Origin of the sequence: Streptomyces sp. NPDC101165 (genome assembly GCF_044768135.1) — a bacterium.
In the GTDB taxonomy this organism is placed as follows: domain Bacteria; phylum Actinomycetota; class Actinomycetes; order Streptomycetales; family Streptomycetaceae; genus Streptomyces.
Window position 1 is genome coordinate 491,914 of record NZ_JBIWPG010000003.1, and the last position, 11,333, is coordinate 503,246.

Here is an 11,333-nt window from a genome sequence, read left to right on the forward strand (position 1 = left end):
CGGTGCGGGCACCCAGCTGGAAGGAGCGCTCGCGCGTGAGTGGGCCGAGCCTTCGCGCCACCGGCACTCTCCGACGGGCTCATCACCCCGGGCTCCAGGAGCCCACGAATACGCCGCAGTTCCAGCCGGCGATGCGGAGCGAGGGCGAGGGACACGGCAGACTCCCGTAGAAGGAAAGGTTGTTGGCTTCACCGTTGTCCCGGATTCGGCGTACGCCAGGGTGGCCGCGTTGGCGAAGGCGCTGAGGCTGCCGGTGGCGGACCTACTGGAACTCCAGCGCCGCGCCGCTGCACCCACAGCCCCCGCAGCGGGGCGCGCGCCCGGGCCGGGCCGGCCACTGTCCAAATGGGATCCGCACGACCTGGAGGTCCATCCCGCCGGTGCGGCAGCCCGGGCCTGTCCGGAGTCGTGATCACGGGATGGGGATTGAAGTCAACCAACGAGCGGCCAATTAGGGTCTGTGCCATGTCTGCTGTCACTGAGCCCGCGCCTGCTCATACCTTGCGCCCCGCGACCCGTGCCGACCTGCCTGCGGTACTGGCCCTGCTCTCTGACGAGGAGCAGGTAGTAGACCCGGCGACGGTTGTGGTGACGGAGGCGTATGAACGCGCCTTCGTGGCGATCGACACGGACCCGCGCAACGAAATGCTGGTCCTGGTGGACGACTGCGGCACAGTGGTGGGGTGCCTGCAGGCGACGTACATCCCGGGACTTGGCAAGGGCGGCGCCGAGTGCGCCCTGGTCGAGGCTGTGCGGATCCGCGCGGACCGGCGTGCGGACGGGCTCGGCCGGACCTTGATGGCGCACGCGATCACAAGGGCACGCTCGCGTGGCTGCGTGCTGGTGCAGCTGACCAGCAACAAGCAGCGTGAGGACGCACACCGCTTCTATGCCGCACTGGGCTTCGTACGCAGCCACGAAGGGTTCAAGCTCGCGCTTTAGGGGCGGTCGCCTGTCATCATGCGGAGCGGAGGCTGTGCAGCCAGACGATCGCGCCGCGGAGGTGGAGTGCTGCAAGGTGGCTCTCGGGAGTCTTGACGTAGCGGGTGGCGATGCCGCGCCACACCTTCAGCTTGTTGATCAGGCGCTCGACGATGTTGCGGTCTCGGTAGAGCTCGGCGTCGTGGGTGACGGGCCGTCCGCCGCGGCGGCCCTTCTTCTTCCGGTTGGCGGCTTGGTCGGCCTTCTGCGGGATGACCGGCTTGATCCCGTGGGTGCGCACGGTGGCCTGCGGGAGCAGGTCGCGGCGTGTGAGGTCACCGCTGAGCGCGTCGAGGGCGCCTATGCGGATCAGGCGCTGCGCGACCGGCAGCGAGGGCCGGGCGCGCTGCCACAGATCCTGCAGTCCCGTGTAGGGCTGACCGGCCGTGAGGCGGGCGGTCTCGGCCGAACTGATGCCCTTGACCGTGGAGAAGGCCAGGCGCACGCCTCAGCCGTGTTCGGTCTGTTCGACGCTGTGCCGGGCGCGGGCGTGGTTGACGTCGACCGGCAGGACGGGCACGCCGTGGCGGCGGGCGTCGGCGACGATGACCCGGCGCGGCCACATCCCCGGGTCGTGTTCCAGCAGCCCCGGCGTCGACTACGTCGACTACACACCCTCCACGTACGAGGATGTCTTCGAAGACCCGGTGACGGAAGCGGCGGTAGACGCTGCTCGAAAGGGCGCCGAGCCCGCACGAATGCTTCCGGCTGACACCCTGAACACCACCGAGCCGGAGGGTGTCAGGCGCACGATCGCCAAGCTCAAGGCTGAGGCGGACAGGTGCAGCCGGTGCGGTTTTCGTCCTGGACGGTCAGTGCCGCCAGGGCGTCACGGACCGGCAGGGTGATGGTGTCCCCGGGGGCATGGTGCTGCGCGGAGACGGTGTGTGCCCGCGTGGTGGGTGGTGGGCGCGAGCAGAGCGGCGAGCGCAGACACGGCGGCAGCCGCGGTGCGTGGGGCTCGGGGGAGGCGCACGGGCCTTCCTCTCGAAGATCACGAACACCGTCGTGATCTTCATTCCGAGGCGCCGTGTGCGCCGCCAGGTGATTTGTCGTCACCTCACCTACGTGGGTGGTAAGTCGCACAGGGTTCGGGGCTGCGTAGCACCTGGGCACGTCCACGGTGCACCAGTGGCTTTGTTCGCGAGAACCGACAGGACCAGTGCATGAGATTGGGAGACGTCGGCGGCGCGTCGTTCCGACTCCTTGGCATCCGGCCACGGAGCCTCCGCAAAAACCCGTTGGCGGACCACCGCGACCACTGCTACGTTTCCGGAGGCCGTGCTGGAGAACAAGGAGGTGGTACCCGTGAACGCAGTATCGACATGGGTGCTCCCCTCCGGGGTCACGGTCGGGCGTTAGGTCGTCCGGGAGCGCCGTTCAAGAGCACTCCCGAAAGGCACGACCATGCAATTCACCTCCGAGCAGCGCCTCGACGACGGCGTCCTCGAACGCGAATTCACCCTCGGCGAGATCCCCGGCATCCTGTGGACGCCCGGATCCGCATCCGCACCGGCGCCGCTGATCCTGCTCGGCCACCCCGGCGGACTGCGCAAGATGTACCCCCGGCTGGTGGCCCGGGCCCGGCACTCCGCGGCGGACGGCTTCGCCGCGGCCACCATCGAGCTCCCCGGAAGCGGTGACCGGCCCTGTTCCGCCGCCGCCGAGCAGGCCCGCGCCGACCTACGGCGGGCGCTGGAAGCCGGCGAGCCGGTCGGCGACGAGATCGTGGATCGGCTCGTCCTCCCACTGGTTGAAAAGTCGGTCCCGGAATGGCAGGCAGCCTTGAACGCCCTCCTTTCGCTGCCCGAGATCGGCGGCCCCGTCGGGTACTCGGGGGGAGTGATCGCCATCGGGATCCGGCTGGCGGTGGTCGAGCAGCGCATCTCGGCCGCCGTTCTGTTCGCCGGGAGTTTCGTGCCCGCCGCCATGTTCGAGGAGGCCCGCCAGGTCACCATTCCGCTGCACGTCCTGCTGCAGTGGGACGACGAAGGGAACGACCGGCAGGCGGCCCTGGACCTGTTCGACGCCTTCGGCTCCAAGGAGAAGACGCTGCACGCCAATCTCGGCGGGCACACCGGCGTCCCGCAGTTCGCGGGGGACGCCGCGGCCCAGTTCCTCGCCCGGCACCTGAAGTGAGGCCGGGCCGGCAGGCCACCAGCAGACGGTAAGCCGTGTTGGCCAGGACGCCGCTCGTCGAGGGCAGGTCCCGGCGCTCCTCTGCCGTCGGTGCGTGATGCCCGGAGCCGCCCCACCGGCCGGTTCACCGGAGAAGCGGCAGCCCAAGCGTCAACGCACCCCCCTGTGTCAGCCCTCAGCCCTTCAACAGCTCGTCGCGCACCGGCAGCCAGTCCAGGGCGGACCGGATGCCGTCCGCCAGGGACAGCTTCGGCGCCCGCCCCGGCAGCTCGGCCGCCCGGTCGCTCTTCGTATAGCTCCCGGCGACGCCGCCGGGCCGCCGATCGGTGTCGATGGAAGGCGGCGGTGACCGCCGCTGCGTCGAGCCACAGTACGTCCGCTTCGGCGTCGGCTGATCGGCGGCGCTCCACCCTGCCCGTTCGAACGGGCAGGGTGGCACTCGGGGACGCGGTACGTGTGATCGGCTGTCAATTTCCGAAGTCGCCTGCATGGATGTCCGAAGTCGTGTGTGTGATCACGCGCCGGTTGTTCATGTCGAGCTCGAAGTTGCCGCTCGCCGAGTCTTGATATCGCGATAGCAGTACGCCGCGATGGTCAGGACAACCACCATGAAGAAGGGCCACCTTGCCGAGAGGCGATCCCAGTAACGGAACGCAATCATTACGAGGTTCACAGGGATGGCCGCCACGGCCGCGAACCCCGTTCCGCGTATCAGGCTTCCGGAGCGCGGGGTGAGTACTGCCGTCAACACCCAGGTGAGGGCCAGGGCGACCGGAACCCCGATGTCCGACGAGCGGGCGGCCAACAAGGCGAGGAGCAGCCATAGGCACACCGGGAGGACGAACCGTGTCACGCGGCCACGGCGTGCCGGGGTAGGCATTGATGCGGTGTCCGGCCGTGGGGGGACGCTACTCGCTCTGCGGGTGGCGGCGACAGGCGGGAGCGGAATCGTTGCTGCCATGGAGGGGGGTTCGGTGGCCCCTCCCACTGGTGGCGCGGCGCCTCCGGCGGGCTCGGCTGTGCGGTCGAGGTGTCGTAGTGCCTGGGAGAGGTCGGTGGCGTTCGGGTACCGCTGGGCGGGGTCTTTTTCCAGCAGCCTCAGCACGAGGTCGTCCCACGCGGAGGGAACGCCGGTGGATACCGAGCTGGGTGTGGGTGGTTCTTGGGTGAGGTGTGCCGAGAGGTATCCCACGGTGTCGGGGGCCTGGAAGGGGAGCCGGCCCGTGATCAGCTCGAAGAGGAGGCAGCCGAGCGCGTACAGGTCGCTGCGCGGTTCTGGGAAGCCGCGTGCTTGTTCGGGCGCCATGTAGGGGGGTGTGCCCACGATGAAGCCGGTCTGGGTGAGGCGGTCTGCGGTCGCGTAGGGGTCGGCTGCCCTCGCGATGCCGAAGTCGAGGACTTTCACGGTGCCGGAAGGCGTGACGAGGATGTTGGACGGCTTGATGTCCCGGTGCATGATTCCGGATGCGTGCGCCTCGGCAAGCGCGTCAGATATCAGCGCGCCCCATCGGGCCACGTCCGCCAGGGTGACTACACCTCGGCGCAGCATCGTGTCCAGGCCCTCGCCTCGGACCAGCTCCATCACCAGGAACGGGACCCGTTCGTTTCCCGCGCTGGTCTGGCCGAGGTCGTGAATGGTCACGATGTTGGGGTGCTGCAGTTGGGCCGTGATCCGTGCCTCGCGCAGGAATCTGGCGCGGGCTTCGTCGCCGCGGCTTCCGCCACCGGCGAGTAGGGAGATCACCTTGACCGCGACGTTCCGGCCCAGCGTCTCGTCCTGCGCCTCCCATACTTGCCCCATTCCGCCCTCGCCGAGTTGCCGCACTAACCGGTAACGGTCCCCGAGGAGCTGGTCTCGCACCGTCACGCCTCCCCCGTTTCGAACATTCCTGTCTCTCCTGCTGGCGCACCGGGGCGGTGGGGATCACGACGCGACCGCGAGGGCGGCAGGCCCGTGATCCAGAAACCCGCCAAACGGCAGGGGTGTTCGCCAAGGCGGCCACCCTGGTCCGGATCAGCTTTCCACGCCTGGCGCGTCTTTGGCTGCGGAGCGGCGCCGTCGAGTGCCGCTCGCGCAGAGTTTCCGCTGTGCTCGATGACTTCGACCTGCTGCGGGTCAGGAGTCAAGGTCATTGCGCGTCTCCGAAGGGGTGCTCGTCGCACTGCTTGCCCTGAGGCCGGTCACAGCTGGATGGGCACGCCTTGTTCTGGTTTGCCGGATCTTCGTCTTGTCGGTGAGGCGTGTCAGGTACTTCGTGCTGCCGTACTTGCCCGGCACGTGCTTGGTGTTCTGCGCGTGCCGTGATCGGGCTGCGGGGCGGTCACCTGATCGGCTTCACCATCTCGGAGCGGATCTGGAGCGTGATCCTGGCGGCGGCCTCAAAATCCAGGCTTCTCGCGGTGTAGACGGTCATGTAGGCGACCCGGGCCCAGGTGTTGCCGTCCGCCCAGGCGCAGACCGGGTAGCTGAGCGTTTTCCCGTCGGCCCAGCTCCGCGTCACCTCCTCGCAGCTGACCTTGATGCGAGAGCCGGACGGGGTGACGTCCATCGTCGGCACGATCACCTTCACCTCGGTGTGCTGGGAGCCGTTGCCCGCCAGTACCCGCGAGCGCACCCCGGCGGAATTCCTGAATCGGCCGTACATGCCGGTCACGATCAGTTCGCCCTGGTCGCCACCGCTCGGGTGGTACGCCACGACGACGCCGTGGACGGCCTTGGCGTCCCAGCTGAGCCGCCAGCTCTTCTCCAGCGGCGGTCCCAGGGTCGGTGAGTCGTCCTTGGCCAGCTTGTAGTGGCCGTCGAGCAGTGTTCCAGGCGCGGTCAGGGTGGACTCGGCTCGGGGATAGCTGCTGTCGATCTTCTTGCCGACCAGTATCAGTGTCGCCAGGAGCGCGACGATCAGAAGGAAGACCCCGCCGATGATTGCGGCCATGAGGCCGACCCGGCTCTTCTCCGGCGGGCCTGGGGGCACGCCCCACGGATAGAGGGGCGTCTGGTTCGGTGACTGGGGCACCGGAGGCATGGACACGCCAGGAAGATACTCGACGCCGACGAGACGTTGCGCTCGGCTGCCCGCGTCTCGACTGCTTCCGTCGGCGGCGACGTCTTCCGTCTCGTCGGCGGGACATCTCCGGCACCCTGAGGCTCGGAAGGTGAGCCCCGCATCATCGGGGTGCTACGGGAATCGGTGAGGTGACGCAGTTCGGTGATGGTGGCCGCGTGCAGCAGGGGTGGTCCAGCGCTGGTACACCCGTGGGTCAGCCGGTCAGGCCGGTAATGGCAGTGCCAGTTGTACGGCGCCAGGCATCCTCGACGAAGGAGAGACCGAGCCGGACCTAGGCCATGGTCGCGGCGATATGCGTGTGGCCCAGGAGCTGCTGAACGGTGACCAGGTCCATGTCCTGCTCGTAATGGTGGGTCGCGCAGGCGCGGCGCAGGTCATGCGGCGTGAACCGGTCACTGTCGGGCCGGCCCTCCAGGTCCAGGAGACGGACCAGGCGGTCACGCACCGTCTCCGGCTTCAGTGCCTGCCCGCGCACATCGCAGAACAGCGGGGCGGTGTCGGGCAAGAGGGGGCGCACGTCGCTCAGGTACCGGCCCGGGATCCGCTCCAGTCCGTCGAGCACAGGCGCCCACCTCGGGCGCGGGCCCGATGCATGGGCCGCCTTGCCGACCGCACGTGGAACTTGCTTGAGGGGCCGAGGTCGGGATGGGCATCGCACCTGTCGGGGTGAACGGCCTCACTCACCCGAGGCGCCGAGTGATACAAGGTGCGCAGCAGCGCGTAGTCCCGTGCCGCCGCCGGATCGTCGGACGTGGTCACAAGGCGGGCGCGGGCGAAGGCGAAGAAGCCGTCAGGCGACACCGGGGCGTCCACGCCTTCCCGGGCGAGAAGGTTCTACGCCCGCGTCGGCGCGGCTGCTTCGGGCTGGGCGACGAGTGGTGATGCGAGCTCAGACGGAGGCGGTGCGGCGGGAGCGGGCCCGCAGAAGGAGTGCGGCGCCGGCTGCGGCGGTGAGGAGTACGCCGCCGGCGGCCCAGGCCGCCATGGCAGGGCGGGACGACCCGGTTGAGTGCTGTGCCAGGCACTTCTTTCCGGGGGTGGCGGGGGCGATGCGCAGTCGGGCCCATGGTTTGTCGGGGCCGGTCTGGTCGACGTCGTGCCGGTAGACGACGTAGATGCCGGGTGCGGAGTTGCAGGTCAGGGTGGTGGTGGCGGTCAGGACGGCTTTGGCGCCGCGCAGGACGGGCCGGTCGGTGAAGGCGCGGGAGGTGAGGGTGATGTCTCCGTCCGATCCCTCGTCGTCGTTGTCCGTGATCGTCATGCGGCTGCCGGCCCGGAAGGTCCGCACGTCCCATTCCGACTGGGGCCACGTTCTGTCCGGAGCCCAGCGTTCCTCCAGCCTGGGCGGAGGCAGTTTCCTGACCTTGCTCCGGCAGGCGCGGCGTGCCGCCTCGTCGGCGGGTTCCACGCGCACCCGTGCCCATAGGAACGGATGCTCGTCCGGGCCCACGTCTCCGGCGCCGCGCTGGGTCACCGGGTAGGTGCCAGGCCGGGCGTCGCAGGCGACGGTGACGGTGGTGGTCAGCACCGGATGCATCATGCGCAGCTTCCCTGCCGCAACGAACGCGGGGGAGTTGATGGTTGCGAGGTAAGTGGCATCGCTGGCCGTGGTGTTGACCGTCAGTGTGTCGCCGGGATGCACCGAGCGGACACTTCCGAACGGGAGCGAGGGTCCGGGCGGGGAGGCCGAGGCCGGCCCGGCTGCCAGGAAGGGGAGCAGGAGGGGGAGTGCCGCCCACGCGGTCTTGCGGAGTCGGTCCATCGCCGCACCCTGTCCTCTTATTTGATGACATGCCAGTTGTTACTCAGTAGTACACTATCGTCTCTCGAATGAACATATGTGCGGGTTCTGGTCAGTTCAGGGTCCGCTCGCTGTTCGGCCCTCTCCAAGACGGAAAGACATCTTCTTGCGTTCCAGACACGGATGGATTCCAGCCCTTGTTTTCGCTACCCCGGGTGCCGCCGGCGCTGACCATCCACCGGTTCCCTTCAATCGGGAGCACCATGGCACTCCTGCCGGGCTGGCCGCTGTAGGGGTTCGCCTGGAGTACGGTCAGCGGGAACGACTCGGCACCCGCGGGCGTGCGGTAGATCCGGGTGGCGTTGGTCGCTGGTTCCCTCATCGGTCAGCAGCCACGGCCGTTGATCGGATGACTGATCCCGTGACTTCCCTGACTGATGGTCGTGCGCTTCCCGGCCGGTCGGGTGCTCAAGGCGTACGTTTGCCGAACCATCCTGGGCAGGCAAGTAGTACTTGGGACGGATCTCCGGCGTCGTCCGGGCTGGTGACGACCAAGATCATTCCGGTGCCTAGCGTTGCGCGTGATCAGAAGCGACCTGCGGGCCGTCCGTGATTCCGATCGCCTCTTCACGCCACCGGAGCTTTGTCATGCCTAGAACAAGAATGTGGGCAGGTCCACCGGCCCTCACACTTCTACTCGGATTATGGGGGATCACACGTGAGAACAGCATGTGGCGTGACGAGGCGGCGACGTGGGAGGCGGCCCACAGGACCGTCCCCGAGATCTGGCACCTGCTGGGGCGGATCGACGTAGTCCACGGCCTCTACTACGTGTTCATGCACGGCGTTTTCACGGTCTTCGGAGACAGCCTTTACTCGCTGCGACTGCCTTCCGTCCTGGCCATGGCATGCGCCGCTGTCGTGGTCACCCATCTGGGTTCCCGACTGGCCGGCCAACACACGGGGCTGGCGGCGGGCCTGGCGTTCGCCCTTCTCCCCGCGGTCCAGGAATATGCGCAGGAGGGACGCCCGTACGCACTCGTGACCGCCTGTGTGGCACTGGCCTGCCGGCTCCTCGTCGCGGCGGTCGACAACCCGAGCAAGGGCCGTTGGGCGGCGTACGGCACGACCGTGCTGATGGCGGCGCTGCTCAACTGGTTCTCCCTCCTGATGCTGCTTGCACATGCCGTGACGATTGCCCTTGCCCGCCCGACCCGCGCGACCGTCTTGCGATGGACATGCGCCGCGTGCGCCGCCGTGGCGGGCACGTTGCCCCTCATCGTGGTGAGCCAGACGCAGGCGGGGCAGATCGCCTGGATCCCCCCGACCAGGACGAGCACCCTGCTCGGTCTCGCACTGACCCTGCTCGCGGGCGTGCTGTGCGCGTGGCTCGCGCGATCGAGGACGGCCAACCGCGTGCCCGGCCCCTCCCGGATCACGCTGACCGCGCTCGCCTTGCCACTCCTCGTTGTTCCACCGCTCCTGCTGGCCGGCGTATCCGTGGCCCGCCCCGTCTACCAGGCCCGCTACATCCTCTTCAGCCACGTCGGACTCGCCCTGCTCCTCGGCGCGGCGTGCCACGCAGTCGCATCCCGCGTCCGGACATCACCTCACCGAACCGTTGCCGTAGTCATGGTTCTCGCTTTCCTCGGGCTGCTCCCGGTCCAGGTGTCACTGCGCAGCGCGAGCGGCCGGATCGACGACGTGCTGTCCACGGCCAAGAACGTCGCCGCGGTCCGCGAGCCGGGCGACGCAGTGCTGTACATCCCGGCTGACCGTCGTGATACCGCCGTTGTCTCACCTGGCGCATTCACCGGAGCAGACGACGTGGCACTCGTCGAGAACCCGCTGGGGTCCGGCACCCTGAACGGCGTGGAGGGCACCCCTCAGCAGATAGCGGACGCCATGCTGACGGCCCGCCGCATCGTGGTCGTCACCGACGCCAGTGCGTCGCCCCCCACCACAGCCCGCGACCGGACCAAACAGCAAGTACTCAAGGCGCACTTCATCCGCTGCTCCGAAAGGAGCGAACGAGGTCGCAAGGTCCTGGTCTACCGACGCCGCCCCGGCTGAACTCGTGGCCGCTCGACTGCGACCCAGGGGTGACGTGACATCCGCTCTCACCGCGGTTAGGGGTGTGTACCGAAGTGCCATCCGTCGACGCCTCGGAACGGCTCCCGCTTCGAGATGCACAGCCAGCCCGTGGGCGCCCCACCCATCTCTGCGGCGAGGCTTACGCCGGCGATGAGCGAGGCAAGCCCGATGAGCCTCGATCACCGCTGCCGGCGCACCGCCCTGGCCAGTGCCGCCATCGAACTGCGCGCCCGGCAGGTGCAGCCGTACCTGCAGCGCGTCGCCGACGTCCTGGTCGGCATCGGCCTGGCCGAGGCGCAGGACGCCAGAGTGCAGCGCCGGGATGGCGAAGTGCTCGCCGCGGCTGTGGCGCTCAGCGGATCCGGTGCGCCCGCCCCTGTTTCGCCGGCGACGCGCGATGGCGCTGGGGCTCGGAGTGCGCGTGCACGGTGCCGAGCATTCGGCTGCGGCCGCGCGGACCAGATGGGACAACATACGAGTACCTGCGTGGCAGCCGCAGAAGTACCACAATAACGAGCGTGGAACGACGGAGAGAAAGCAGTCCGCAGCGAGTATCGCCGACGAGCCGGAAGCGCAGCTAGCGGTGCGTGACTTCCTGCCCAGCTGAACCGTGGCGGAGATCCCGGATCAGCACATGTCCGGAGCCGGTAGGCGCTGAGCAGTGCGGGCCATGCAGATCGAGGTTCTCGAGATCCGTGGGGAGGGCAAATTCCGGACCTACATGCGTCGGATCGAAGTCGAAGACCACGCTCGTGCCGCTGCCTTCCGGCGAATCGAATTCCCGGGGGCCAGAAAGCGGGCGCATACCGACGAGGTCCTGGCCAAAGCCACGCCCTGCGGACCACATGTCGATCGTGACCCGCTCAGACAGCGCCGCCGCAGCTGCCAACAGCCACCACTCAGGACCCAGGAGAGAGTCGAAGTAACCAAGGGCGGGAGCATTCGAGCCGTCCCAAGCATGAGGCTGATCCATCACCATCGTGAAGCTGAGATCACCAGTGATCTCAACGACAGTGCGCAGCGTGTGCTCCGCTGCAACCCTTGTTGCCGGATGAAGCGCGTGCCGCGCCACGGCACACAACACGCAGGCCGCCAGCCTCGAATCTCCACGACCCACCCCGAAGTGCATGGCCGTCCGCTTGCGCACGGCGGCGTCGAACTCCAGAACCTTGATGTCAGCCGCGTCGTATGCGTGCTCCGTCACGCCCACACGCTACCGATCTGGCTGCCTGAACTGAAGGCGCAAAAGACGCCCTTGCCTGCACCGGAGGCGTGGTGCCCTTCTGGATCGCGGGTGGGCAGGTCGTCGTTGT

The 11,333-nt window shown here is 68.3% G+C and carries 10 protein-coding genes and 2 pseudogenes; 4 read left to right on the top strand and 8 right to left on the bottom strand.

Annotated elements, in window-relative coordinates:
• Nucleotides 1-465 precede the first annotated feature (465 nt).
• Nucleotides 466-942, top strand: a complete 477-nt coding sequence (locus ACIRVH_RS08860; RefSeq protein ID WP_403949794.1) for a GNAT family N-acetyltransferase — start codon at nucleotides 466-468, stop codon at nucleotides 940-942.
• 280 nt (nucleotides 943-1,222) lie between these two features.
• On the opposite strand, the pseudogene ACIRVH_RS08865 reads toward ACIRVH_RS08860, so the two are convergent.
• A pseudogene (locus ACIRVH_RS08865) lies at nucleotides 1,223-1,570 on the bottom strand (DNA polymerase III subunit alpha); the annotation flags it as partial.
• A gap of 818 nt (nucleotides 1,571-2,388) precedes the next feature.
• On the opposite strand from ACIRVH_RS08865, the gene ACIRVH_RS08870 reads away from it, so the two are divergent.
• Complete coding sequence (locus ACIRVH_RS08870; protein ID WP_403949797.1) at nucleotides 2,389-3,120, top strand: dienelactone hydrolase family protein; 732 nt, start codon at nucleotides 2,389-2,391, stop codon at nucleotides 3,118-3,120.
• Between the two features lie 175 nt (nucleotides 3,121-3,295).
• Here ACIRVH_RS08870 and ACIRVH_RS08875 read toward each other — a convergent pair whose 3' ends face one another.
• The 6 genes and pseudogenes from ACIRVH_RS08875 to ACIRVH_RS08900 form a co-directional block, all read right to left on the bottom strand.
• Entirely contained in the window at nucleotides 3,296-3,559 is a 264-nt protein-coding gene (locus ACIRVH_RS08875; RefSeq protein WP_403949799.1) for a hypothetical protein, read from the bottom strand.
• A gap of 90 nt (nucleotides 3,560-3,649) precedes the next feature.
• On the bottom strand, nucleotides 3,650-4,987 hold the full coding sequence (locus tag ACIRVH_RS08880; protein WP_403949802.1) for a serine/threonine-protein kinase: 1,338 nt from the start codon (nucleotides 4,985-4,987) through the stop codon (nucleotides 3,650-3,652).
• Nucleotides 4,988-5,441: 454 nt separating this feature from the next.
• Nucleotides 5,442-6,149, bottom strand: a complete 708-nt coding sequence (locus ACIRVH_RS08885) for a hypothetical protein (protein WP_403949804.1) — start codon at nucleotides 6,147-6,149, stop codon at nucleotides 5,442-5,444.
• 307 nt (nucleotides 6,150-6,456) lie between these two features.
• Entirely contained in the window at nucleotides 6,457-6,747 is a 291-nt protein-coding gene (locus ACIRVH_RS08890; protein ID WP_403949807.1) for a tyrosine-type recombinase/integrase, read from the bottom strand.
• Nucleotides 6,748-7,074: 327 nt separating this feature from the next.
• The gene (locus ACIRVH_RS08895; protein WP_403949809.1) at nucleotides 7,075-7,947 is read right to left on the bottom strand and encodes a hypothetical protein; all 873 of its coding nucleotides are present in this window, start codon (nucleotides 7,945-7,947) and stop codon (nucleotides 7,075-7,077) included.
• Nucleotides 7,948-8,128: 181 nt separating this feature from the next.
• A pseudogene (locus ACIRVH_RS08900) lies at nucleotides 8,129-8,290 on the bottom strand (pyridine nucleotide-disulfide oxidoreductase); the annotation flags it as partial.
• A gap of 473 nt (nucleotides 8,291-8,763) precedes the next feature.
• Between ACIRVH_RS08900 and ACIRVH_RS08905 the strand changes: the two are divergent.
• Entirely contained in the window at nucleotides 8,764-9,999 is a 1,236-nt protein-coding gene (locus tag ACIRVH_RS08905; protein ID WP_403949967.1) for a glycosyltransferase family 39 protein, read from the top strand.
• Nucleotides 10,000-10,170: 171 nt separating this feature from the next.
• A complete protein-coding gene (locus tag ACIRVH_RS08910; protein WP_403949811.1) occupies nucleotides 10,171-10,533 on the top strand; it encodes a hypothetical protein in 363 nt (120 codons plus the stop codon).
• A gap of 64 nt (nucleotides 10,534-10,597) precedes the next feature.
• On the opposite strand, the gene ACIRVH_RS08915 is transcribed toward ACIRVH_RS08910, so the two are convergent.
• Complete coding sequence (locus ACIRVH_RS08915) at nucleotides 10,598-11,224, bottom strand: hypothetical protein (protein WP_403949813.1); 627 nt, start codon at nucleotides 11,222-11,224, stop codon at nucleotides 10,598-10,600.
• Between the last annotated feature and the right edge of the window lie 109 nt (nucleotides 11,225-11,333).

Bases quoted from the DNA above. Each gene is read 5' to 3' on its own strand.
- ACIRVH_RS08895 (WP_403949809.1), bottom strand. From the start codon at position 7,947: ATGGACCGACTCCGCAAGACCGCGTGGGCGGCACTCCCCCTCCTGCTC.
- ACIRVH_RS08870 (WP_403949797.1), top strand. From the start codon at position 2,389: ATGCAATTCACCTCCGAGCAGCGCCTCGACGACGGCGTCCTCGAACGC.
- ACIRVH_RS08910 (WP_403949811.1), top strand. From the start codon at position 10,171: ATGAGCGAGGCAAGCCCGATGAGCCTCGATCACCGCTGCCGGCGCACC.
- ACIRVH_RS08860 (WP_403949794.1), top strand. From the start codon at position 466: ATGTCTGCTGTCACTGAGCCCGCGCCTGCTCATACCTTGCGCCCCGCG.
- ACIRVH_RS08905 (WP_403949967.1), top strand. From the start codon at position 8,764: ATGCACGGCGTTTTCACGGTCTTCGGAGACAGCCTTTACTCGCTGCGA.